Source organism: Streptomyces sp. 142MFCol3.1, from assembly GCF_000424945.1.
GTDB lineage: Bacteria > Actinomycetota > Actinomycetes > Streptomycetales > Streptomycetaceae > Streptomyces > Streptomyces siamensis.
Genome location: NZ_AUKV01000038.1, coordinates 41,952 through 66,002 on the forward strand (window position 1 = coordinate 41,952; position 24,051 = coordinate 66,002).

Here is a 24,051-nt window from a genome sequence, read left to right on the forward strand (position 1 = left end):
AAACTTGGGCGCATGGTCGGTGCGTGGCTGAGGCGTGTCGGGGGCGGACATCCGGAAGCGGTGGCCGTCCTGCTGCCCGTGCTCGTGATGACCGCGGTCGGACTCTGGGGGCTCGACCGCGGCGGGATGTGGCGCGACGAGGCGGTGACCTTCCAGGTCGCGCAGCGCTCGGTGCCGCAGATCTGGCACCTGCTGCACACCGTCGACGCCGTGCACGGCCTGTACTACCTCCTCATGCACCCCGTCCTCGCCGTGCACCCCGGCGAGTTCGTCCTGCGCCTGCCCTCCGTCTGCGGTGCGGCGGCGGCCGCGGCCGGCGTCGCCGCGCTCGGCGTCCGGCTGTGCCGCCCGCGCGTCGGACTGTGGGCGGGACTGCTGTACGCGGTCACGCCGATGGCCGGGCACTACGCCCAGGAGGGGCGGTCGTACGCGCTCGTCGCGGCCGGGGCGGCGGGGGCGACCCTGCTGCTGGTCCGGGCGGCACGGACCCGGCGGGCAGGCGGCTGGTGGGCGGCGTACGGCGGGACGGTGGCCGTCACCTGCCTGCTGCACGAGCTGGCGGCGCTCGCGCTGCTGGCGCACGCGGGAACGCTGGCGCTGGCCCGGGTGCCGGCGCGGGTGTGGTCGCGGTGGGCGTGCGCGGCCGGGGCCGCGGTCGTGGCGCTGGCGCCGCTCGTCCTCGTCTCGCGAGGGCAGTCCGCGCAGGTCGCCTGGCTGACACCGCCCGGTCCGGGCAGCGTGGGACGGCTGCTCGGGGCGTTCACCGGCCCGGCGCTGCCGGTGGCCGTCCCGTACCTGCTCCTCGTCACCCTCGCCGTGCGGCCGTCACGGCTGCGGTACGGCGGGCTCTCGCTCCCCGCGGTGGCCCTGCCGCTGACGGTGGTCCCGCCGGCCGTGCTGATGACGGTCTCGCGCGCCTGGCCGCTCTACGACGAGCGGTACGTGCTGTATTCCCTCGCCGGGGCGCCGCTGCTGGCCGCGGCCGGGGCGGAACGCGCGGCGGCGCTGATCGCCGGCGCACGGGCCGGAGCCTGGGTGCGCTCCCGCGCGAGGGGCCGTGCCGACGCCGGGCTCGGGTCCCGGTCCGCGACGAGGGGCGCGCGGCTCCTGGGCGGGGTGCGGCGGCGCCCGCGTCCCCGACCCGCCGGTGCCACGGCCGTCACGCTGACCGGTGTGCTGACCGTCGCCCTCGCCTTCGCCGTCCAACTGCCCCTGATGCGCCGGGACCGCACGCCCGAGCATCACGGCGCCGACAATCTCGCCGCCGTCTCCGCCGCCGCCCGGCGCGCACTGCGCCCGGGGGACCCGGTGCTGTATCTGCCGTCGATCGTGCGGCGCTCGGCACTGGCGTACCCGCGGGGGTTCTGCGGGGTGCGCGACGTCGCCCTGAGGGTGCCGGGCCCGCTGTCCGGGACGCTGTACGGACAGGAGGCGGGACCGGAGGAGCTGCGTCGCCGGCTGGACCGGCTCGACCGGGTGTGGATGGTGGCCGAGCCCTTCGCGCTGAGCCCGTCCTGGTACCCGCACAGCGCGACCGAGCGGGTCAAACTCGCCGTGGTCGACGAGGAGTTCGTGCCCCGGGAGCAGGTGGTGCGGGAGGGCGTGACGCTGCGGCTGTACGTGCGCAGGACCTCGCCGGCCGGCTGACGGCTCAGTCGCAGCCCGGGGTCTCCTCCAGCGCGGCGCTGTCCAGGGCCGCGGTCAGCCGGTCCAGGCGGGCCCGCAGTTCGCGGATCTCCTCCAGGCCGGCGCCCGTCGCCGCGGCGATCCGGCGCGGCACCACCCGGGCGCGCTCGCGCAGCGCGGCGCCCTCGTCGGTGAGGTGGACCTGGACGGAGCGCTCGTCGCGCGCACTGCGCTCGCGCCGTACGAGACCGGCCGTCTCCAGGCGCTTGAGGAGCGGCGACAGTGTCCCGGAGTCCAGCCGCAGGCGTTCGCCGAGCTTCTTCACGGGCTGCTCGCCGTGCTCCCACAGCACCAGCATCACCAGGTACTGCGGGTAGGTGAGTCCGAGGTCCTTGAGGAGTACCCGGTAGACGCCGCCGAAGGCGCGCGAGGCGGCGTTCAGGGAGAAGCAGATCTGCTCGTCGAGACGGAGGAAGGCGTCGTCGGACGTGTTCTCGGGGCTCGGGGCGGGCGTGGCGGTCATGGGGCAAGGATAGCCCCGGCGAGCCATTTGGTTGTACGCAATTGAATTGTGTGCTCTAATAGTGCTCGCAAGGCGGCCGGACCGGCCGCCCCGGCAAGCCCCCCGACTTGAGAGAGATGGTCTCCATGGACGCGCTCTACACCGCTGTCGCCACCGCCACCCACGGCCGTGAGGGCCGCGCCGTCAGCTCCGACGGCAAGCTGGACATCCAGCTGGCCCCGCCGGTGGAGCTGGGCGGCAACGGGCAGGGCACCAACCCGGAGCAGCTGTTCGCCGCCGGCTACGCCGCCTGCTTCGCCAGCGCCCTCGGCCTCGTCGGCCGCGCGGCGAAGGTCGACGTCAGCGAAGCCGCGGTGACCGGCGAGGTCGGCATCGGCAAGCAGGGCGAGGGCTTCGGTCTGAAGGTGACGCTCCGCGTCGAGCTGCCCGACACCGTGGACGAGGCCACCGGCCGCAAGCTGGTCGAGCAGGCCCACCAGGTCTGCCCCTACTCCAACGCCACCCGCGGCAACATCCCGGTCGACCTCGTCGTCGAGTAGTCGCCCGGCAGGGTGTGACGGCTCAGGGCCCCACCCGGGCCAGCACCTCGCCCGTCTCCCCGCTCCACGCCACCACCGTCGCCTCCTCGGGAACCTTCCGCCAGCGCGTCAGCAGCAGCCAGCGGACGTGGTACCGGCGGGCGACGGCGGTGCGTTCGGCCCGGGTCGACGCCGGGTCGAGATAGGAACGGACCGCCGCGAGCCGCCGCAGCCGCTCGCCCTCGTCCAGGGCGGGGTCGGGCCAGGCGGGCGCGGCGAGGTCCGGTCCGTAGCCCGAGATCAGGTGGACGGCGTAGTACCCGTCGGTGATGACCGCCTCGCCGGGCTCGATGTGCTGCGCCGCCCAGGCGTACGCCGGCCACCGCGGCGGCTGGTCGAAGCCGACCGGGTCGAGCGCGGGCGGCACGACCGCACCGGCCTGCACGGTGAGGAAACCGGCGCACGCCCCCGCCGCCGCCACCAGGCCGAGGCCGCTCCGCCACCGGGGCCACGGCCTCGGCGCCGCCAGTTCCACCCCGAGCGCGAACTGGAGCGGCACCAGCGTCAGCCCGAGGATCCTGCCGTACGTGTAGTGCCCGCTGGCCCAGCCGTACGCCACCGCCAGGCACTCCAGCGCGAACATCAGCACCAGCGGGTCACGCCACCGGTGACCCGCCTCCCGCTCCGCCCGTCGCGCCCGCAGCCACAGCGCGGGAACCCCGGTCAGCGCGAGCCAGAAGTGCCCGGGCATCCCTTCGTAGAGCCGCTCGTGCATCGCGTCCACGCTGCGGTCGCCGGCCAGCGCGAAGACGTCGAAGTACGGCCAGCAGGCGGCGACCAGCAGGGCCGCCGCACCGGCCACCAGCCAGCGGCCCGCGACCGCCGCCGCGCTCCGCGCCGCCGGTCCGGCGCCGGTCCCCGTCCCGCGCCACCATCCCGCCACGAACGCGACCGCGCCGAGCACGGCCGCGATCGACGTGATCGGGTGCACGAGCACGATCAGCCCGTACAGGGCGCCGACCCCCGCGTATCCGGAGGCGCTGCCGAGTCCGCTCGGTCCGACGTAGCGGACGGGGCCGCCGGTCCCCCCGGCGCGCGCGCCCGTCAGCGCCCAGGCCCAGAAGGCCAGTCCGATGGCGAACGTCGACGGGTAGCCCAGATTGCCCGTCATCGACATCAGTCCGAGATAACCGCTCCACCAGGCCCGTTCGGTGCCCCACAGCAGCACCATCGCGCCCAGCCCCAGCACCGGCGCCCACGGACGGGGCGTCAGGACACGGACGAACCGGCCGATGCCCGTCAGCAGCACGAGCAGGTTGAAGGGCCCCGACAGCCGTACCATCGCCCAGCCGCCCAGCCCGGTCAGCCGGGCGAAGGCCCCCTGCGCCACGGCGTACGGCGAGTAGTACGGACTGCCCGCGCCGGGCAGGTCCGCCATCGGATGCCGAGGGTTGAGCAGATGCGCCTTGAGGCGTTCGACGACGGCCGCGTGCTGGCCGGCGTCGCAGCACAGCGGGACACGCCAGTACGCCACCGTCATCACCAGGAAGAACAGACCGCCGAACAGCTGGTACGGGGTGGGCCACCAGGGTGATCGGCAGCGCAGCGCGGTCGCGCCGCGCGCGGCCCGCCGGACGAGGACGTCGGCGCTCACCGGAGCCGCCCCGCCGGTGCCGGGACCCGCCCGGGAAGCGGGCGGGGCCGAGTGCGGGCCCGCGGGCGGAGGCGGGCACGGGCAGGCGGGCGGACCAGGGCGGGTTGCGGCATTTGCCGTATATTCCCGCGAACGTCAACGCGCTAGCCGAGTGTCACCTCATCGAGCGACCTCGGTGCCCCTGCGCAGCGGTCCCGGCACGGTGGCGCCCGCCGCCCGCGGCCGCGGCCGTACGGCCTCCTCCAGGAGAAGCGGCAGTCCCACCACCGGCAGCAGCCACACCAGCACGATCAGCCGGTCGCCCCAGATGTTGATGTCGGGGTGCCCGGCCTGGTTGAGGACCCCGGTGAACGCCGCCGCCAGCAGGAGGACGCCGAAGGCAGGACGCCGGCGCAGCACGCCCCACGCGGCGGCCGCCAGCGCCGCCGGCAGCAGCGGCTCCCACAACTGGCGGCGCAGCCACTCCAGCCAGAAGTTCAGCTGCAGATGGAAGAACTCCGGCCACACCTGGACGCGGTCGGGACGCGCGAAGTGGTTCGTCAGCAGATCCTGGAGACTCTCGGTCTCGGACGGGTAGTGCAGCACCCGCGCCAGCAGGACCGTGGCCGCCGCCCCGCACCCGCCGGCCACCGAAAGCGTCCGCAGCGGGCCCGACCACCGCCGCCGGCGCAGGCAGAGCAGCGCGCAACCACCCGCGAGACACAGGCCGAGGAACAGCGCCTGCGAGTGCTTCACCGTGAACAGCAGCGCCAGAGCCGCCACGACGAGCCAGGTCCCGGCCCGCGCCCGGCACTCCAGCACCAGTGCGCAGCCCCACAGGGCGGCGAGGGTCAGCGTCAGCAGCAGCCCCTCCGTCATCGGGCGCATGGCCGTCGTGCCGCACGGAAGGACGTAGAACAGGGCCTGCCCGGTCAGCGCCGTCACGGTGGAGGCGCGCAGGCTGCGCAGCACGAGGAAGGCGAGGACGCCCCCGGCGACGGTGATGACGACGGCCGACGCCCACAGCCCCCACGTCACCCCCAGCACCGTGATGAACGGCACCAGCAGCACCGGATAGCCCGGCCGCACCTCGAAGATCCGCATGAACCGCGGCGGCATGAACGGCACGGTGTGCCCGGCCGTCTCCCCGGCCGCCAGCCGCTTCGACACCCCACGCCACTGGTCGCGCCGGCACTCCTCCAGCACCCGGGCGTCGGGGCTCGCGGCGTGGAAGCGGATCACGTCCACGTCGTGGTTGCGGTGCGCGATCGCCACCTTGCCCGCACAGGCGTAGTCGATCGTGGCGGCCGCGGCGTCGTGCTTGCTCTCGCCGCGCAGACTCAACGCGTAAGAGAGGTAGTTCTTGGTGTCGGGGGTGTCCCGGCCGGTGACGTTGGCGAGCTGGAGCAGCGCGAACACGGCGGCCAGGACGAGCACCCAGAACCGGGGCGAGCGCGGCTTCACGAGGCGGTGACGGCGTCGTGCGCCGCCTGCGCGGGCACCGTGACGACCGAGGCCGGCTCCCCGGGCCGCTCGCCGAGCATCAGCGTCCGCACCACCCGCTCGGCGGCCCGCCCGTCGTCGAACTCGCAGAACCGCGCCCGGAACCCGGCCCGCAGCCGTGCCGACTCGTCGTCCCGCCACGCCTGGGAGGCGAACAGCCACGCCAGTTCCCGGTAGGAGCGCGCCACATGGCCGGGTGCGTCGGCGGTGATGTCGAAGTACGCGCCCCGGCTCGCCGCGTAGGCGCCCCAGTCGTCCGCGTACACGACGATCGGCCGGTCCAGGTTGGCGTAGTCGAACATGAGGGCCGAGTAGTCCGTGATCAGGACGTCGGAGGCGAGCATCAGGTCCTCGACGTGCGGTTCGTCCGTCGCGTCGACGACGACGCCGCGCCGGTGCAGTTCCGACAGCCCCATCCCGCGTGCCGGACCGTCCGCGAGCGACGGATGCAGCCGTACGACGAGCGTGCGGCCCTCGCCGAGGTCGTCGGCGAAGCGGGCCAGGTCGAGCCGGTCCGCGTGGCCGCCCCGGACGTAGTCGCGACGCGTCGGCGCGTACAGCACCACCTGCCGGCCGTCCGGGATGCCGAGGCGGGCGCGGACCGCGGCAGCCGCCGTGCCGTCCCCGGACCGGGCGCGCACCAGGACGTCGTTGCGCGGACTGCCGGTGCGCAGCGAGGCGAAGTGGCAGGGGTAGGCGCGGTCCCAGACCAGTTCGGAGTGGCGGTTGGCGACCAGGCTGTAGTCCCAGCGGTCGGCGCGGCGCAGCATCTGCGGCACGTCGATGCCGTGCCGGGCGCCCGGCTTGTCGAGCAGATCGGCCGCCATGTGCTTGAGCGGGGTGCCCTGGTGGGTGTGGATGTGGACGCTGCCGGGGCGCTTGACCAGCGCGCCGGGCCAGTTGACGTTGTTGACGAAGTACGTGGCCCGCGCGGTGATCCGGCGATAGCGCGGCGAGTCGAGCAGCACATGCTCGACGTCCGGGGGCAGCAGTGCCGCCTGCTGTTCGTCGCGCACCACCCACACCCCCCGGATGTGCGGGGCGAGTTCGCGCGCCGCGCGGTACACGGCCGCCGGGTCGCCGAGCACACCCCGGTGCGAGAACGCCGAGTACACCGCCAGATCCGGGTCCAGCGGCCGGTGCTCGTGGACGGCCGACCAGGCCCGCCCGGCCCGCGTCGCGGCGGCCCTGCGTGCCTGTGCGCCGCGACGCCCGAGCTCACGGACCGCCCGGCCCGCCTCACGCCGGGCCCGGTAGCGCGTGAAGCCGCCCTCCAGGACGCGCAGTTCCGCGGGTACGGGACCGCTCCGGAAGGTGCGGAACAGCGCCGCCGTCAGCCGGAAGAACTCCCGTTTGTCGGACTCGGGGAGCCGGTCCGGCTTGGAGAGGATGTCGAGACAGTGCTCGCCCATCTTGCGGTGCAGGTAGGGACGCCAGCCGGCGAGCTCGGGACGGGCGTCGACGAACGCGAAGACCCGCTGGTACTGGTCGTGGATGTCGAAGTGCTTGCGGCTGGTGGTGGACAGGATGTTGCCCTGGCGGCGCTGGCGGTAGGCCAGACAGATCCGGTCCAGCGTGGCGATCCGCCTCGCGCTGAGCATCACCGGGAACGTCCACGGCGTGTCCTCGTAGTAGCCGGGCGGGAACGCGAAGCCCTCGCGCTCGACGAACTCCCGCCGGTAGACCTTGTTCCACACCACCATCAGCAGGTCGAGGATCTCGGGCTGCTCGGCGGCGGTGAAGGTGCCCTCCGTCGCGAGGAGCCGGGCGAGCACGTTCCTGCGGGTGCCTCCCCACCAGTAGGTGCGGGCGTAGTCGAAGACCAGCACGTCCGGGTCGGCGGTCTCGTCGAGACGGTCGGCGATGGCGCGCAGTGCGCCCGGCGTGAGCGTGTCGTCGCTGTCCAGGAAGAACAGGAAGTCGCCGGTGGCGTGCGGCATCCCGGCGTTCCTGGCCCGGCCGAGCCCCACGTTCTCGGGCAGGTGCAGCACCCGGACGCGCGGGTCGAGGGCCGCGTACTCGTCGAGGATGGCGCCGCAGCCGTCCGGCGAGCAGTCGTCCACCGCGACGACCTCCAGGTCGGTGTACGACTGCTCCAGGACCGAGTCGAGGCACTCGCGCAGAAAGCCCTGCACCTTGAAGACGGGGACGATGATGCTGAAGCGGGGCACGTCAGCTCCTGACCAGGGTCGCGGCGGGGGCCGGGATGCGCTCGGCGAGCGGCACGACGGGCGGGATCGCCTCCGGCGGCTCGCCCAGCAGCACTCTGCGGACGACCCGTTCGGCGGCCCTTCCGTCGTCGAACTGGCAGAAGCGCTCACGGAACCGGGCCCGCAGGGAAGTCGAGACCGCGTCCGACCAGATGCCGTCACCGAAGACCCGGGCCAGCTCCCCGGGTGTGCGCGCCACCGGCCCCGGGGGCGCCTGGAGCAGGTCGAAGTAGACGCCCCGCGTCTCCCGGTAGACCTCCCAGTCGTCCGCGTACACCACGATCGGCCGGTCGAGGTTGGCGTAGTCGAACATGATCGACGAGTAGTCCGTGATCAGCGCGTCGGCGGCCAGACAGACGTCCTCCGAGGACCGGTGTCCGGTCACGTCGATGATCCGGCCGCTGCCGCGCGCGGTGCCCGCGTCGTAGAAGTAGTGGGCGCGCAGCAGGACGACGAAGTCGTCGCCGAGCTGCTCGCAGAAGGCCTCCAGGTCGAGCCGGGACTCGAAGCCGGTGCTGTAGTCGCGGTGCGTGGGCGCGTACAGCAGGGCCGTCGCGCCCTCGGGGACGCAGAGGGACCGGCGCACCCGGGCCACGTCCTCGGCGGTCGCCGTGTAGTAGACGTCGTTGCGCGGATAGCCGTACTCCAGCGCCTCGTACGTGCCCGGGAAGGCCCGCTCCCACATCTGCGTGGAGTGACGGTTGGAGGAGAGGTTGTAGTCCCAGCGGTCCACCCGGTTGAGCAGCTTGGTGAAGCTGCCGGTCGCCGCGGCCACCACCGGGTACGTCGACTGGTCGACCCCCATCTTCTTCAGCGGCGTCCCGTGCTGGGTCTGCACGTGCACGCTGCCGGGGCGCTTGACGACGGCGTCCGCGAAGTTGGCGTTGTTGACCAGGTACTTGGCGCGTGCCAGCACCTCCCAGTACCGGTGGCTGCCGATCACCGCGTGGTCGACGCCGGGCGGCAGCGCGTCCACCGCGTCGGGCTCGACGAGGAACACCGAGCGGATGTGCGGGGCGAGTTCGCGGGCCTTGGCGTGGATCGCGGCCGGGTTGCAGGCGTAGCCGCGGCCCCAGTACGCGCAGTACACGGCGAGGTTCTCGTCGAGCGGGCGGCGCAGCTGCGCCGCGTAGCGGACGCGGGTGCGCAGGCCGCGCGGTCGCGGCAACCACTGCATCGTCCTCGCCGCCCCCTGGTTGGCGCCCCGCAGCGCACGGAACGCTCCGTATGCGCCGGCCGCGAGGAGCCGGTGCTGCACCCCGAGACTGCCCTCGGGTGGCCGGAAGCCGTCCGGGCGGTGGCGCCGGTAGAGCCGGCCGGCGCGACGGAAGAAGGACCGGCGGCGGCGTGCGGGCACCCGTGCCGGATGGGCCGCCGACTTCAGCACCAGGGCGAACAGCCCGCCGAACAGTGCCTGCGACACGGCCGCGGGCACAGCCGCGGTCCGGGAGGCACGGGTGAGCACCAGCTCCACTTGGTCGAGGAGATCGAGCTGGTGCTCACCCGGCGCGTTGAGGCGGCTGCCCTGGCGCCGCAGGTGATGCCGCACGCACACCGAGCGCAGGACCGCCGTCCGCCCGCCCGCCAGGGCCATCAGGCCGCCCCAGCCGGCGTCCGTGAAGTGCCCGTCGGGAAAGGTGAGGTCCTGCTCCTGGAGGAAAGCCCGCCGGTAGGCCGCGCTCCACGCCGGGACGTGTACGCCGATGACCTGCGGGCCCTTGTCGAGCGGCGGGACGCTCGACTCGCCCTCCCACCAGTGCACCCGCTCGTGCGCGAAGCAGAGGACGTCCGCGTCGTCGTCGCGCAGCCCGGCGTCCAGGTCCGCCAGCGCGCCCGGCACCAGGACGTCGTCGCCGTCGAGGAAGAGCAGATACGTACCGGTCGCGACCGCCATCCCGGCGTTGCGCGCGGCGCCGAGCCCTCCCGACGGCGGCGAGTGGACCGGTGAGACCCGGCCGTCCCGCGCGGCGTAGGAGGCGGCGACCTCGCCCGCCGGGGACCGGGGTGCGTCGCAGACCGGGATCAGCTCGACGTCGCCGAAGGACTGGGTGAGGACCGAGTCCAGGGCCTGGGACAGGCGCCCGGCGACTCCATGGGTGGGCACGATGACGCTGAAGCGGGGCATTCTGCTCTTTCTCTCAGGGGCGCCGGGATCGGTTCTCAACGCCCGGGGCGTCCGGTGGGCCGCCACGTGGTGGGTCGCGTCGGGGTGGGTCGCGACGAGCTGGAGGGCACGTGGCCTGCGATTCAGAGGTTCTCGGTGACGGTGACGGGACCACCCGGTGCCGGGACGGTCGTGAGGGCGGCCGTCGGGCGGGCGGCCATCGCCGAGGGGACCGGGTGGCGGTCGGCGAGCGGGACGAACGGCGGCAGACCGGCGCTCTCGCCGAGCACCACCCGGCGCACCACGCGTTCGGCGGCCTGCCCGTCGTCGTAGGGACAGAACCGGTCACGGAACGCGGCGCGCAGCTGTGCCGAGCGCGAGCCGCGCCAGTGACCGGTGGCGAAGATGTCGATCAGTTCGTCCTCGCTGCGCGCGACCGCGCCCGGCGGGAAGGCCCGCAGGTCGAAGTAGGTGCCGCGGGAGGCCTCGTACGTCTCCCAGTCGTCGGCGTGCACGACGATCGGCCGGTCGAGGCTCGCGTAGTCGAACATCAGGGACGAGTAGTCGGTGACCAGCGCGTCCGAGGCGAGGCACAGCGACTCGACGCTCGGATGGTCCGACACGTCGATGAGCCGCCCGCCCGCCGCCTGGGCGAGCGGCGCCTCGTACGAGTGGTGGGCGCGGGTCAGCACCACGAAGCGCGGGCCGAGCCGGCGCAGGACGCGTTCCAGGTCCAGGGTGCGCCGCTGGGTGCGCCGGTAGTCCCGGTACGTCGGCGCGTACAGCACGGCGACCGTGCCCTGCGGGATGCCGAGCGACTCGCGCAGCCGCGACACGTCGGCCGAAGTCGCCTGCTGGAACACGTCGTTGCGGGGCATGCCGTACTCCAGCGTCGTGAAGGAGGACGGGAAGACGCGTTCCCACACCAGCGTGGAGTGGCGGTTGGCGGACAGGCAGTAGTCCCACTTGTCGGCGCTGCGCAGCAGCTCGGCGAAGTCGGTGCCGCGCGCCGCCGCCGGGCGGTCCTGGAGATCGAGGCCCATGTGCTTGAGCGGCGTGCCGTGCTGCGTCTGGATCATGATCTGGCCGCGCCGCTTGACCAGCCTCCGGTCGAAGTTGACGTTGTTCACCAGGTACTTGGAGCGGGCGAGCGCCGTCCAGTACGCGGCCGTGCCGGGCCGCAGTCGGCGGGTCGCGGCCGGGATCGTGTGGTGGTGCTCGGGGTGCGCGATCCACGCGGTGGTGATGTGCGGGGCGTGGCTGCGGAAGGCGGCCTCCAGGGCGCCCGGGTTGCAGCCGTGGCCGCGGCCCCAGTAGCTGGAGAAGACGGCGCGGTCGGAGCGCAGCGGAAGGCGGAGCTGGACGCGGTAGTGCAACTGGAGCGCGGCCGCCCGTACGGCGCGCAGCAGGGCGGCGCAGCGGCGCAGGGCCAGACGGCCCGAACGTGACGCCAGGGACAGCAGCCGGTACGTACGGTGGGCGCCCAGGCCGACCAGGGCGTGCCGCAGCCGGGTGCGCGGGCGGACGGGGGCGCCCGGGGTGCGGTGACGGCGGTAGTGGACACGGGCCTTGCGCAGGAACTCGGCCCGCGAGCCGCGCGGCAGCCGGCCCCGCTTGAGGAACACCGTCGAGAAGTGGTCGGTCATGCGGCGGAACAGGACCGGGCGCCAGCGCGTCAGTTCCGGGTGGGCGTCGATGTACGCGAAGACCCGGTCGTACTGGTCGAAGATGTCGAAGTGCTTGCGGCTGCTGGTGCCGAGGATGCTGCCGTGCCGCCGCTGCCGGTAGTGGACGCAGACCCGGTCGAGCGTGGCGATCGACTCGGCGGACATGAGCACCGGATACGTCCAGGGCGTGTCCTCGTAGTAGCCGGGAGGGAAGGTGAAGCCCTCCCGCTCGACGAACTCCCGGCGGTACGCCTTGTTCCACACCACCATCAGGACCCGCAGCAGCCCCGGCCGGTCGTCGAGCCGGAACGGCGCCGGGCCTTCCTCGGTCAGCTGCCCCGCGAACTGGTTGCGGACGGCCTCACCGGACCAGTACGTGCGTGCGTAGTCGTAGACCAGCACGTCCGGTTCGGCGGTCTCCTTCAGCCGGTCGGCGATGGCGCGCAGCGCGTCCGAGGTCAGGGTGTCGTCGCTGTCCAGGAAGAGCAGGTAGTCGCCCGTGGCGTGCTCCAGGGCCGCGTTGCGGGCGCGTCCCAGGCCCACGTTCTCGGGCAGGTGCAGGGCCCGCACGCGGGGGTCGCGGGCCGCGAACTCGTCGATGATCGCGCCGCAGGCGTCCGGTGAGCAGTCGTCCACGGCGATGAGTTCGAGGTCCGGGTAGGACTGTCCGAGCACTGATTCCAGGCACTCGTGCAGGTATGCCTGAACCTTGTACGCGGGGACGATGACACTGAACCTGGGCACGGGACATCCATGGGTCGGCGCGGGCATACCTGCCCGGCAACGGCCGAAGGGGTGACTTGGTTACGCCAGATGTGGCATCCGGGGGATGCCGGGTGAACGACGAAGGGCGGGCCGGCGTCCGGCCCGCCCCTCAACTGCGCTCCTCCGTGTCCTACTTGACGGCGCCCGCCATCACACCGGACACGAACTGACGCTGGAACGCGAAGAACACGGCCAGCGGGACGACCATCGAGATGAACGCGCCGGGGGCCAGGACGTCGATGTTGTTGCCGAACTGGCGTACCTGGGTCTGCAGCGCGACCGTGATCGGCTGGCTGCCCGAGTCGGAGAAAACCAGCGCGACCAGCATGTCGTTCCACACCCACAGGAACTGGAAGATCCCCAGCGAGGCGATCGCCGGGCCGCCGAGCGGCATCACGACCCGCACGAACAGGCGCAGTTCACCCGCGCCGTCCAGCCGGGCCGCCTCCAGGAGCTCCCGCGGGATCTCCGCGAAGAAGTTCCGCAGCAGGAACACCGCGAAGGGCAGACCGAAGCCCACATGGAACAGGACCACCCCGATCACGGACCCGAAGATGCCGATCTTGCCGAAGAGTTCGGCGATCGGGATCAGCGCCACCTGCACGGGCACCACCAGCAGGCCGACCACGCCGAGGAACCACCAGTCGCGGCCCGGGAACTCCATCCAGGCGAAGGCGTAGCCCGCGAGCGCGCCGATCACCACGACGAGAAGGGTCGCTGGCACCGTGATCAGCACCGTGTTCACCAGCGAGTCGGTGATGTCGCCGTTCTCCAGGAGCTTCTGGTAGCTGTCCACGGTGAGCTGCGACGGCTCGGTGAAGACCTTCCACCAGCCGCTCGCGCTCATGTCCTGCGGATCGCGCAGCGAGGACAGCAGCAGCCCGATCGTGGGCACCAGCCAGAACAGGCCGACCACGATCAGGAACAGCCGCAGCAGTCCGCCGCTGACGCCCTCCGCGAGCCGGGCGCCCAGCGACCTCCTCGCACGGGACTCCGCGGTGGGACCCGTCTTCGTGGGACTTCCGGTGTGCGCCGTCATCGCCGCACCTCCCGCCTGAGCCGCCTGACGTTGAACAGCATCACCGGGATCACGAGCAGCAGCAGGAACACCGCGATGGCGCTCGCGACGCCCGGCTGGTCCTCGGAGAAGCCCTTGCGGTACAGCTCCAGGGCCAGCACGTCGGCGTCGTCCTGGGACGAGCCCGGCGCGATGATGAAGACCAGGTCGAAGACCTTCAGCACATTGATCATCAACGTCACGGTGACCACCGCGAGCACGGGTGCGAGGAGCGGCACGGTGATCCTGCGGAACACCTGCCACTCGTTCGCGCCGTCCACCCGCGCCGCCTCCAGGAGCTCACGCGGCACACCCGCGAGCCCCGCCGCGATCAGCACCATCGCGAAACCCGCCCACATCCACACGTACGAGCCGATGATGGCCGGTGTGACGAGCGACGGGCCGAGCCAGTCCAGCCCGTTGTACGGTTCGCGGAAGTTGTCCGCAGGGAGGCGGAGCAGCGCGCCGTCGGCCTTGTCCGAGAGGGTGAAGGTGCCGTCGTCGCGGACCTTCGCCGACTCCACGACCTTGCCGTCCTTGACGGCTTCGATCTTCATGCCCGGGTAGCCGAGTTCGCTCGCGTCGACCTGGCCGAGCCTGCCCACGCCCTTGCCGCGGGTGAAGTCCTGCCAGGCCGTGCCGGTGACCTTGCCGGGCTCGGTCCTCGCCTGCGCGGCCTTCTTCGCGTTGCCGGGCATCTGGTCGGGGGCGACACCGACGAGCGGGAGGGAGACCGGCTGCCCGGCCCGGACGGGCTGCCTGGTGATGAACCCGCCCTGGTCGGGCCGGAGCGGCGACTGCCGTCCCGGATGGGCCTTCGGGAAGGCCGACGACTCGGCGAAGGTGTCGTGCACACCCACCCACACCGCGTTCGCGACGCCCTTCTCCGGGTCCTGGTCGTAGACCAGCCGGAAGATGATGCCCGCGGCGAGCATCGAGATCGCCATCGGCATGAAGACGACCAGCTTGAACGCCGTGCCCCAGCGCACCCGTTCGGTGAGCACCGCGAAGATCAGACCGAGCGCGGTCGCGACCGTCGGGGCGAACACCACCCAGATGATGTTGTTCTTCAGCGCGGCACGGATGCCGTCGTCGGTGAACAGGGACTTGTAGTTGTCGATCCCGGCGAAGCCGTCACCGGACTGGTCGTAGAAGCTGCGGACGACCGAGTACCCGATCGGGTAGACCACGAGCGCGCCGAGCAGCACCAGCGCGGGCAGCAGGAAGAGCGCCACCACCGTTCTGCGGGTGCCGGTCACGCTCTTGTGCCGCGGTGCCGCGGGAGGGGCCCCGGAGGCCCCTCCCGCCGTAGCCGACGTCATCGCCGGATCAGCCCTTGTACGCCGCGGTCGCGTCCGCCTCCAGTTTCGCCTGCGTCCCCGCCACGTCCTTCGGGTTCTTCAGGAAGTCCTGCAGGGCCTTCCACTCGCCCTTGCCGGGTGTGCCGCCGAAGGCCTGCGGGGCCTGGTCGGACATGTCGAAGCGGAAGTCGTCCCCGGCGGCGATCAGGGCCTCGGCCATCTTCTGCTGCACCGCGTTCGGGTACGCGGACGGCGCGACGGCCTTGTTGGGGGAGAGGTAGCCGCCGAGCTTCGCCTGGACGGTCGCCGCGTCCGGGGAGGCCAGGAAGGTGGCCAGTGCCTGCGCGGCCTTGGAGTCCTTGAGGATGACGGCCGCGTCACCGCCACTGACGACGGGCGCCTTGTCGCCGACCGCCGGGAACGGGAACACCTTGGCGTCCGTGCCCACCTTCGCCTTGGTCTCCGCGATGTTGACCTGCGCGAAGTCGCCCTCGAAGACCATGCCCGCCTTCGGCTGGTCGCCGCCGGTGAACGTCTGCGTCACCGAGGCCGGGAACTCGGTCTGGAGCGCGCCGTCCGGGCCGCCCGCGATGTAGTCCTTGTTGCCCCAGAGTTCGGCCAGTGTGGTCAGGGCGTCCTTCACGGACGGGTCCGTCCACTTGATCTTGTGCTGGGCGAGCTGGTCGTACTTCTCCGGTCCGGCCTGCGAGAGATAGACGTTCTCGAACCAGTCGGTGAGGGTCCAGCCGTCGGCGCCACCGACGGAGACAGGGGTGACGCCGGAGTCGTACACCGTCCGGGCCGTGGCGAGGAAGTCCTTCCACGTCTTCGGCTCGCTGGCGCCCGCGTTCTCGAAGACCTTGTTGTTGTACCAGACCAGGGACTTGTTGGCCGCCTTGTAGTAGACGCCGTACTGCTTGCCGTCGACCTTGCCGAGGTCCTGCCAGCCCTGCGAGTAGTTCTTCGCGAGCTGGGCCTGGGCCTCGCTGCCGACGGGCTTGGCCCACTTCTTGTCGACGGCCTGCTTGATGGCACCGACCTGGGGGAGCAGCGCGACGTCCGGCGGAGCACCACCCGCGATCTTCGAACCGAGGAAGTTGATGATCGGGTCCTGCGCGGGTACGAAGGTGACCTTGGCGCCCGTGCGCTTCTCGAACTCCGCCAGCACCTTCTTGAAGTTGGCCTGTTCGGATCCGGTCCACACGGCGGCGACCTCCAGGCTGGCCCCGTCGAGTCTGGGAAGGGAGACGGAGCCGCTGCCGCCGCTCTGCTTCCCGCCGCTGTCGTTGTCCTTGTCCTTGTCGCCGCCGCCGCACGCGGTGAGGAGGAGAGTGCCCGCGACGACGGCGGCCGCGGCGGCCTGAGCGGCCCTGGGTGTACGAAGATTTCTGCGCATCACTGCCCCGTTCTTCGAGCCTCGTCGAACGTCTGAGCGCTGTCCCGTGCGATCTGGTCTACGCCCGGTGGCTTGAAAGCTGCAAGAGCGCCTGCGCTGTCAAGAGAGCGATCGTGATTGGGTCGTGACGTGCTCCCACCCGTACGGCGGGTGCGCGTGGACGCGCCCGTCCGACGGGCGGTGGTCCGCAAGCGGAGTGCCCGGGCATCGGAGGGCGGGGCGAGAGCCGTCTTGCTCACCCCCTTCACGTGCCGGGACGGACCGGTGGCTAGAGCAGCGACGGTACCTCGGCCGCGCAGACCGAGCGCGCCGCACGCTCCAGCGCGCTGGCGAGCAGGGCCAGGTCCGTCGGGCCGTTGCCGAGTTCGCGGACGGGGCGACGGGCCGGAGGGTCTCCCATGCGCTGCCACTCCAGGGGGACGACCGTGGGACGCAGGGTGGCCGTCCGGGGGATGCGTCCGGTGACCCGGCCGCCCTGGAACGGTGTCTCCCTTCCGTCCGGGCGGTGCAGGCTGCCCCGGCCGGGTGCCGGCTCCTCGGGCCCCGGCGACACCGTGTCGAGGACGATGCGCAACGCGGCGCAACGAGCCAGTCCCGACGCCTCCGTACGGCCGTTGGTGCCGGACGCCGCCACCAGGTGCACGCCGAGCCGCTCGCCCTCACGGGTGACCGCCTCCAGTGCCCGTATGACCGAACCGGCCGCGGGACGGCCCGGCGACCCCAGCGCGGGGGCCAGCAGGGCGTCCAGGTCGTCGACGACCACGACGAGCCGGGCCAGCGGCGGTCCCGGCTCGGTGCGCTCCCGCGCGGCGGCCGGCCGCAGCCGAAGCGTCGAGCTCGGCGGCGCGTCGAGATCGGCGGCACCGGAGGGGGCGCTACCGGAGGTGACGGCGGGCGACGACGGGGCCGAGCGCTGGGCGACGATACGGCCCGGCACCCGGCGCCGGGTGTGCCACTCCGTGAAGTCGACCCGTCCGAGCAACTCGGCCCGCCGCTTCAGCTCGGCACTGAGGGACTGGGCGAACTCCCGCATCCGCACCGGGTCGTTGGCGGTCAGGTGGGTCGTGACGTGCGGGAGGTCCGTACACGCCTGGAGACCTTCGCCGGCCTGGGCCGGGTGCCCCGCGCCGTGGCCGCTCGTGGCGTCCCGGCCGTCCATCAGCACGATGCCGAGCCGGTCGGGCCGCTCCGCGGCGGCGAGCGACGCGACGACGGAGCGCAGCAGCTCCGTACGGCCGCTGCCCGCGGGGCCCTCGATCAGCAGGTGCGGTCCCTCCACGGCGAGGTCCACGGCGACCGGACCGCGCGGACCGGCGCCGAGGACGGCGCGGGCCCGCCCGCCGAGCGCCCCGGTGTCGTCCGCCGCGTCCGCCCAACGCGTCATCAGCGATGCGGGGGTGGCCCGTGCCAGCCCCAACTCGTCGAGCAGCCGCGCCGATTGAGGCAGCGGGGCCGACACCCGCACCTGCCGGTCGGCCTGCGTGCCGTCCGTGCGCAGAGGCGCGAGCGCCCGCGCGAACCGCTCGGCCCAGGCGACCGACACGGCGTCGACCGCGGCGACCGTCCCGTGGCCCACGGGGCCGCGCGGCAGCTGTCCGGTGCCACCGGGGGAGACCCGGCCGCCCCGGAACGGACCGGTGTCGTCCGCGGACCGGTACGGGTCCGCGCGTGTGCCGCCGTACGCGCCGGGCATGCCGTGATCGGATCCGCCGTGCGTGGTCCCTTCGAGCCCGGAGCCGCCGTACGCGGAGCCCGCATGCGTGGCGTCGACCGAACGGCCGCCCCCGGGCGAGCGGTGCGCCGCGTCGGCGCCGCGTCCGCCCCGGCCGGTCTCGCCGCCCTCGCCGCGCGCCGCACCCGGGGTGCCGTCCGGCCGCTGCCCGGCCGGACCGCCCGGCGCGACCCGCAGCAGGCGCAGCGCCGTGGCCACATCACCGCTGAGCAGGGCGACCGCGCCGCACTCGCGGAACGCTGGCGACACCTGGCACGCCGCCTCGTACGTCTCCGTCACCGGCGACGCCGGCGACGCCGCGGCCGTCTCGGCGAGGCACACCACGTGGATCCCGGCCCGCGCACCCTCGTGCGCCAGTCGCGCCACGGCCTCCCGCACGTCCGCGCCGCCGGGGTCGCCGTCCACCACGAGCACGGTGTACGGCCCGTCGAAGCGGTCGTCGTCCGCGTCGTCGTCCCGCGCCCAGGAGGGCCGCCGCGCCGCTTTGCGCACCCCGCCGTCCTCCGCGGCCGGCAGGCCCGCACGGTCGTCCGGTGCGGGCCGGGCGCCCGCGCCCGCGGTGCCGTCAGCGCTGTCGCCGCCCGAATACGGACGGCCTCGCGGTGCCCGGCCCGTCTCCGCGAGCTGCTCGTCCAGGCGGCGCAGGAGCTCGTCCGTGCGGGCCGTGGCCTGCTCGCGGTCGTAGGCGAGGAGGAGACGGCAGTCCTGGCCGTGCGCCGGGCGCAGGTGGGGGAGCCAGCCGAGCCAGGACCACTCGGCGGCGCGCTCCTGCGCCGTGCGGGAGCGGTCCGTGCTGATCAGGACGATCTCCAGGGTGTCCGGCGAGTGCAGCGCGGCGAGCTGCGCGAGGACCGCGCGGGCCAGACCCGCCAGACGCGCCCGCGGCCCGGCCAGGCCCAGCGAACCGACCTCCCGCAGACCGGCGGTCACCGGCACCGCGGGCAGCAGGCCCGAACCGTCCGGCGCCGCCCGGTCCGCGGTACCCAGCCGCACCGTGAGCGCCTCCGGGTGCCGGGGGCCGCGCTCCCACAGCCGGGACCCCGGTCCCAGCGCGGTGAGCAGCAGGGTCGCGGGGTCGGGCCAGCTCTCCGGGGACCGGGGCGCGGCGGGCAGCGGTTCCCGCTCCGCGGCCTCCCCTTCCTCGTACACGTCCGGCCCTGCCGCGGCCGGGCCGGGCCGGGCGCCGGCCAGCCGCCGGGCCCACGCGCCGATGCCGCCCCGCCTGCGCACGACCGAAGGGATGTCGGTGCCGCGCATCGGGGTGCCCTTGCGGGTGCCGGAGGTCTCGTCCGCTCCGGACGGGTCCGATGCCCCCGCCGGGTGCGGTGCGGACGCCGGAGCACCGTCCGGTCCGGTGCCGCGGGGCCTGCTCTCGATGCCCGGTGCCCCGCCCTGTTCCGGCACGGACGCCGGTACGCCGCGGCGGTGCTCCTGGGCCCCCGGGACGCCGCCTCCCGCGGAGCCCCACTGGGCCGCTCCGTACGCGTGATGCGTGTGAGGGGTGTCGCCGCCGGCGGGGGTGCTCCCGTCGCCGGTGAGCCCGTCCGGGGTGCCCTCCGCGCTGTGCGGCACGGCGGCGGTCGGGTCCGGCCGCGGGGCGGCGACCCCGTCGGCGTCGGTCCCGGCCGCCGTCACCCGCACATGGCCCTCCCCGTCCGGAGCCGTCCGCAGGGCCCCGGGTCCCCCGGGCGGCGCAAGCCGCAGCGCGGACTCTCCGACGCGCAGCAGCGAGCCCGGCGCGAAGCGGACGGGGCGGGTGCCGACGGGACCGCCGTCCAGCGAGGTGCCGTTCGTCGAGCCGAGGTCGGCGACCGAGACACGGCCCTCGGGTGTGACGGTGACCTCGCAGTGCAGCCGGGAGACGTCGGGGTCGTCCAGGGGGACGTCCGCGTCGGCGGAGCGGCCGATGTGGATCTTGCCGCCGTGCAGCAGATGGACGCCGCCCGCGTCGGGGCCCGCGACCACGTGGAGCTGGGGGGCGACGTCGTCCACCTCGGGGCCCGGTTCCGCGGGCGCGCCCAGGGACAGCACCGCGCCGTCCGTCAGCGGCGGCTCGCCGAGGGTGCAGCGCTGCGCGTCGAGCCGCTCCGCGCCCGCGTACAGCACGACCGGGCCGCCCCCGAGGTCCCGTCCCCGCTCGGCCGGGGCGCCGCCCGCGTCCCCGCCGACCGCCGAGGCCAGCCCCGACGCGACCGCTGCCAGCGCCGTCCCGGCGGGCGCGGTCACCAGCACATCGCAGGCCGCGGCTCGCCCCCGTGGCTCCGAGGGCGGCCCCAGCGGGTCTACGACGGTCAGCCGGATCTGCATCGCCGTCCGGGGTCCCTTCCGCGCAGGTGTCCGCGACGAGGACGAGGCTGCGCTGCGGTCCCCCACCGCAGCATTCCCCCACCGCACACGGGCACGTCGGCCAGTACTGAGGGCATCCTCGCACCTGCCACCGACAACACGCCCGCCCCCCACCGGTAAGTGATCTTGATTGGTCGGCTCTGCCCGCAAAAGTGCCTGACCAGTGCCCGACCGGCGTCCGCTTGAGATCGGTCACGTCCGGGGTTCGGCAACCAAGTGACCGGACCGAGCGTCTTTCCATCGAACATGCACGGGAACACGTACGTAAGCGCTTGTGCGAGGCACGGGCGCGCGTGGAACCCATGGGAAGCACACGAAGACGACAGCCCGGTGCCGCGTACGGCGGCACTAGAGTGGGTCGGAACACCTCTACCACGGTGATCACGGTGGACGGACCAGGCAAGCAAGCAACAGGGAGCGCATGACGTGCGGCCGGTAGGGAGCAAGTACCTCCTTGAGGAGCCGCTTGGGCGCGGCGCCACAGGCACCGTCTGGCGAGCCCGCCAGAGGGAGACGGCGGGCGCCGAGGCGGCCGTCGCGGGCCAGCCCGGCGAGACCGTGGCGATCAAGGTCCTGAAGGAGGAACTCGCCGGCGACGCGGATGTCGTGATGCGGTTCTTGCGGGAGCGCTCGGTGCTGCTCCGGCTGACCCATCCGAACATCGTGCGGGTGCGGGACCTCGTCGTCGAGGGCGATCTGCTCGCGCTCGTCATGGACCTGGTCGACGGGCCCGACCTGCACCGCTACCTCCGCGAGAACGGTCCCTTCAGCCCGGTCGCCGCGGCCCTGCTCACCGCCCAGGTCGCCGACGCGCTCGCCGCAAGCCACGCCGACGGCGTCGTGCACCGCGACCTGAAGCCCGCGAACGTCCTGCTCAAGCAGGACGCCGGCCAGATGCACCCGATGCTGACCGACTTCGGCATCGCCCGGCTCGCCGACTCCCCGGGCCTCACGCGCACGCACGAGTTCGTCGGCACGCCCGCGTACGTCGCGCCCGAGTCCGCGGAAGGACGTCCGCAGACGTCCGCGGTCGACATCTACGGTGCGGGCATTCTGCTGTACGAGCTGGTCACGGGCCGCCCGCCGTTCTCCGGCGGCTCCGCGCTCGAAGTGCTGCACCAGCACCTGAGCGCCGAGCCGCGGCGCCCGTCGACCGTGCCGGACCCGCTGTGGACCGTCATAGAACGCTGCCTGCGCAAGAACCCGGACGAGCGGCCCAGCGCCGAGAACCTGGCGCGCGGACTGCGCGCCGTCGCCGCGGGCGTCGGAGTGCACGCGAACGCGGCGCAGATCGCCGCCGCGGAGGGCGTGGGGGCGCTGCTCGCCCCCGACCCGGCACCGGCGACCGTCCCCGGAACGCCCGGTGCGGCCGACCCCACGCAGGTGCTGCCGCACGGCGCCCCGGCGGGCGCGTACGACCCGAACGCCGCGACCAGCGTGATGCCGCACACCGGCGACGCCGACCCCACGTCCGTCCTGCCGCACCGCGGCGCGGCGGACCCGACCGCCGTCATGCCGCCCGTGGCGCAGCATCAGCAGGGCGGGCAGGGCGGGCAGGGCGGGCAGGGCGGACAGCCCGAGGACCCGCACCCCTGGCAGAACCAGCTGCGCGCGGCCCGCGACCGCAACGAACAGACCCAGGTGCAGTACCTGGACCCGAACGAGGACCCGCTGCGCCGTCGTCCGCAGCGCCAGGTCGCGCGGCCCCAGCAGCGGCCCCAGCGCGGCCAGCAGCCGCCGCCCGGGTACGGCTACCCCCAGCAGCAGCCGCAGCAGTACGCGCCGCAGCAGCCGCAGCGCTACGCCCCCGCTCCCCAGCAGCAGCCCCAGCCGCAGCGCTACGCCCCGCCGCAGCAGCCGGCGCCGCGCCAGCCGCGCGAGCCCCGTCAGCGCAGCTCCAACCCGATGAAGATCCCGGGACTCGGCTGCCTGAAGGGCTGTCTGTTCACCATCGTCATCCTGTTCGTCGCCGGATGGCTGATCTGGGAGCTGAGCCCGCTCCAGGAGTGGATCGGGACCACGAAGGGCTACTGGGCCCAGCTGGGCGACTGGTTCGACACGGTCACCGGATGGATCGGTGACCTCGGCGGCGGTTCGTCCGGCCGCTGACCCTGCGACAGGAACCTCCGCCGGCGGACTTCCGCCGGCGGAGTCTGCCGTGTCCGGCCCTCGGGGAAGCCGACTCTGGTGATTTGTCGACACCTGGCGGGTGATTTCCGTCTCCGCGGTGAAGGTTGGGGTCACGGACGCGTACTTTTAGCGGCAACCACGCGTCTGTAGGAGCAGTCTTGGCACGGAAGATCGGCAGCCGGTACACCGCGAACCAGATCCTGGGACGAGGCAGCGCCGGCACGGTGTGGCTGGGCGAGGGCCCCGAGGGGCCCGTCGCCATCAAGCTGCTGCGCGAGGACCTCGCGTCCGACCAGGAGCTCGTGGGGCGCTTCGTGCAGGAGCGCACGGCGCTGCTCGGACTCGACCACCCGCACGTCGTCTCGGTGCGCGACCTGGTGGTGGACGGCAACGACCTCGCGCTCGTCATGGACCTCGTCCGCGGCACCGACCTGCGGACCCGCCTCGACCGGGAGCGGCGCCTCGCCCCCGAGGCCGCCGTCGCGATCGTCGCCGACGTCGCGGACGGGCTCGCCGCCGCGCACGCCGCCGGCGTCGTCCACCGGGACGTGAAGCCGGAGAACGTCCTGCTCGACATGCAGGGCCCGCTCGGCCCCGGCGGCTCGCACCCCGCCCTGCTCACCGACTTCGGGGTGGCCAAACTCATCGACTCGCCCCGGCGGACCCGCGCCACGAAGATCATCGGCACGCCGGACTACCTCGCCCCCGAGATCATCGAGGGACTGCCCCCGCGGGCGGCCGTCGACATCTACGCCCTCGCGACCGTGCTGTACGAGCTGCTCGCCGGGTTCACGCCCTTCGGCGGCGGCCACCCGGGGGCGGTCCTGCGCCGTCATGTCACCGAGACCGTGGTGCCGCTGCCCGGCATCCCGGAGGAGCTGTGGCAGCTGATCGTGCAGTGCCTGGCGAAGGCGCCGGCCTCGCGCCTGCGGGCGTCGGAGCTCGGGGCACGGCTGCGGGAGCAGCTGCCGCTGCTCGCCGGGATGCCGCCGCTGGACGTCGACTCCCCCGACTCCGAGTCGGCGGAACCGGACGAGACGTACGAGGAGACGGCGGAGCCGTCCGCCCCCGTGGCGCGGCAGCGGCGCGGGGCGGTGCCGCTGGTGCCGGGGGCCGCGCCAGACTCGAACCGGGACACGCACACGTCGATGCGGGTGCCGGCTCCGGACGAACTGGCGGGGGGTGCGCGCGGGACCGCTCGCGCGCCGCGCGCCACCGGGGCGCCCCGGCCGGGCTCCGCACGCCATCGGGCCTCCGCCCGGCGCCGGCGGATCACGCTCGGGGTGGCGGGGGCGGTGCTCGTCGCCGCGATCGGGGTGGGGACCTGGATCGCCGTGTCCGGCGACGACGCGGACGCCACGCCCCAGGACACGAAGAACTCGGCGCCCGCCTCGCCGTGACGTACGCCTCCGCGTGACGCCCGTACGCCTCCGCGTGACGCCCGTCTCCGCGTGACGCCCGTCTCGCCGTGACCCCGGGGTGCCGTGTGCGGTGGGCGGTGCTCTTGGGGCCGTGTCCAAAGGTGCCGTCCTCGGGATCG

14 protein-coding genes are annotated in these 24,051 nt (G+C 73.6%); 4 read left to right on the forward strand and 10 right to left on the reverse strand.

Translation table 11 applies throughout. The features are described 5' to 3' along the window. Positions 1–12: 12 nt before the first annotated feature. Positions 13–1,647, forward strand: a complete 1,635-nt coding sequence (locus H305_RS48260) for a glycosyltransferase family 39 protein (RefSeq protein ID WP_051371416.1) — start codon at positions 13–15, stop codon at positions 1,645–1,647. A gap of 4 nt (positions 1,648–1,651) precedes the next feature. On the opposite strand, the gene H305_RS0137690 is transcribed toward H305_RS48260, so the two are convergent. Continuing rightward, the gene (locus H305_RS0137690; protein WP_028805003.1) at positions 1,652–2,149 is read right to left on the reverse strand and encodes a MarR family winged helix-turn-helix transcriptional regulator; all 498 of its coding nucleotides are present in this window, start codon (positions 2,147–2,149) and stop codon (positions 1,652–1,654) included. A 125-nt stretch (positions 2,150–2,274) separates the two neighbouring features. On the opposite strand from H305_RS0137690, the gene H305_RS0137695 reads away from it, so the two are divergent. Beyond that, positions 2,275–2,688, forward strand: a complete 414-nt coding sequence (locus H305_RS0137695) for an organic hydroperoxide resistance protein (protein ID WP_028805004.1) — start codon at positions 2,275–2,277, stop codon at positions 2,686–2,688. A gap of 22 nt (positions 2,689–2,710) precedes the next feature. Here the strand turns inward: H305_RS0137695 and H305_RS0137700 are convergent, their stop codons facing one another. The 9 genes from H305_RS0137700 to H305_RS0137740 all read right to left on the reverse strand — a co-directional run bounded on the left by H305_RS0137700 (position 2,711) and on the right by H305_RS0137740 (position 20,342). Beyond that, complete coding sequence (locus H305_RS0137700; RefSeq protein ID WP_028805005.1) at positions 2,711–4,321, reverse strand: hypothetical protein; 1,611 nt, start codon at positions 4,319–4,321, stop codon at positions 2,711–2,713. 159 nt (positions 4,322–4,480) lie between these two features. Next, a complete protein-coding gene (locus tag H305_RS0137705) occupies positions 4,481–5,764 on the reverse strand; it encodes a hypothetical protein (RefSeq protein ID WP_420708196.1) in 1,284 nt (427 codons plus the stop codon). Continuing rightward, on the reverse strand, positions 5,761–7,974 hold the full coding sequence (locus tag H305_RS0137710) for a bifunctional glycosyltransferase/CDP-glycerol:glycerophosphate glycerophosphotransferase (RefSeq protein ID WP_028805007.1): 2,214 nt from the start codon (positions 7,972–7,974) through the stop codon (positions 5,761–5,763). The genes H305_RS0137705 and H305_RS0137710 overlap by 4 nt, the downstream gene beginning before the upstream one ends. A 1-nt stretch (position 7,975) precedes the next feature. Next, positions 7,976–10,138, reverse strand: a complete 2,163-nt coding sequence (locus H305_RS0137715) for a bifunctional glycosyltransferase/CDP-glycerol:glycerophosphate glycerophosphotransferase (protein ID WP_028805008.1) — start codon at positions 10,136–10,138, stop codon at positions 7,976–7,978. Between the two features lie 122 nt (positions 10,139–10,260). Next, complete coding sequence (locus H305_RS0137720) at positions 10,261–12,528, reverse strand: bifunctional glycosyltransferase/CDP-glycerol:glycerophosphate glycerophosphotransferase (protein WP_028805009.1); 2,268 nt, start codon at positions 12,526–12,528, stop codon at positions 10,261–10,263. Between the two features lie 151 nt (positions 12,529–12,679). Further along, a complete protein-coding gene (locus H305_RS0137725) occupies positions 12,680–13,588 on the reverse strand; it encodes a carbohydrate ABC transporter permease (protein ID WP_028805010.1) in 909 nt (302 codons plus the stop codon). Next, positions 13,585–14,865 (reverse strand): carbohydrate ABC transporter permease, encoded by a 1,281-nt coding sequence (locus tag H305_RS0137730; protein ID WP_028805011.1) that lies wholly within the window; start codon positions 14,863–14,865, stop codon positions 13,585–13,587. The genes H305_RS0137725 and H305_RS0137730 overlap by 4 nt, the downstream gene beginning before the upstream one ends. A gap of 70 nt (positions 14,866–14,935) precedes the next feature. Then, the gene (locus H305_RS0137735) at positions 14,936–16,303 is read right to left on the reverse strand and encodes an ABC transporter substrate-binding protein (RefSeq protein WP_028805012.1); all 1,368 of its coding nucleotides are present in this window, start codon (positions 16,301–16,303) and stop codon (positions 14,936–14,938) included. 268 nt (positions 16,304–16,571) lie between these two features. Then, positions 16,572–20,342, reverse strand: coding sequence for an FHA domain-containing protein (locus H305_RS0137740; protein ID WP_028805013.1), 3,771 nt, complete (start codon positions 20,340–20,342; stop codon positions 16,572–16,574). A 465-nt stretch (positions 20,343–20,807) separates the two neighbouring features. Between H305_RS0137740 and H305_RS0137745 the strand changes: the two genes are divergently transcribed. Further along, entirely contained in the window at positions 20,808–22,490 is a 1,683-nt protein-coding gene (locus H305_RS0137745; protein ID WP_028805014.1) for a serine/threonine-protein kinase, read from the forward strand. 179 nt (positions 22,491–22,669) lie between these two features. Beyond that, positions 22,670–23,911, forward strand: a complete 1,242-nt coding sequence (locus H305_RS0137750) for a serine/threonine-protein kinase (RefSeq protein ID WP_028805015.1) — start codon at positions 22,670–22,672, stop codon at positions 23,909–23,911. Positions 23,912–24,051: the final 140 nt, after the last annotated feature.

Bases quoted from the DNA above. Each gene is read 5' to 3' on its own strand.
- H305_RS0137690 (WP_028805003.1), bottom strand. From the start codon at position 2,149: ATGACCGCCACGCCCGCCCCGAGCCCCGAGAACACGTCCGACGACGCC.
- H305_RS0137740 (WP_028805013.1), bottom strand. From the start codon at position 20,342: ATGCAGATCCGGCTGACCGTCGTAGACCCGCTGGGGCCGCCCTCGGAG.
- H305_RS48260 (WP_051371416.1), top strand. From the start codon at position 13: ATGGTCGGTGCGTGGCTGAGGCGTGTCGGGGGCGGACATCCGGAAGCG.
- H305_RS0137735 (WP_028805012.1), bottom strand. From the start codon at position 16,303: ATGCGCAGAAATCTTCGTACACCCAGGGCCGCTCAGGCCGCCGCGGCC.
- H305_RS0137715 (WP_028805008.1), bottom strand. From the start codon at position 10,138: ATGCCCCGCTTCAGCGTCATCGTGCCCACCCATGGAGTCGCCGGGCGC.
- H305_RS0137695 (WP_028805004.1), top strand. From the start codon at position 2,275: ATGGACGCGCTCTACACCGCTGTCGCCACCGCCACCCACGGCCGTGAG.
- H305_RS0137725 (WP_028805010.1), bottom strand. From the start codon at position 13,588: ATGACGGCGCACACCGGAAGTCCCACGAAGACGGGTCCCACCGCGGAG.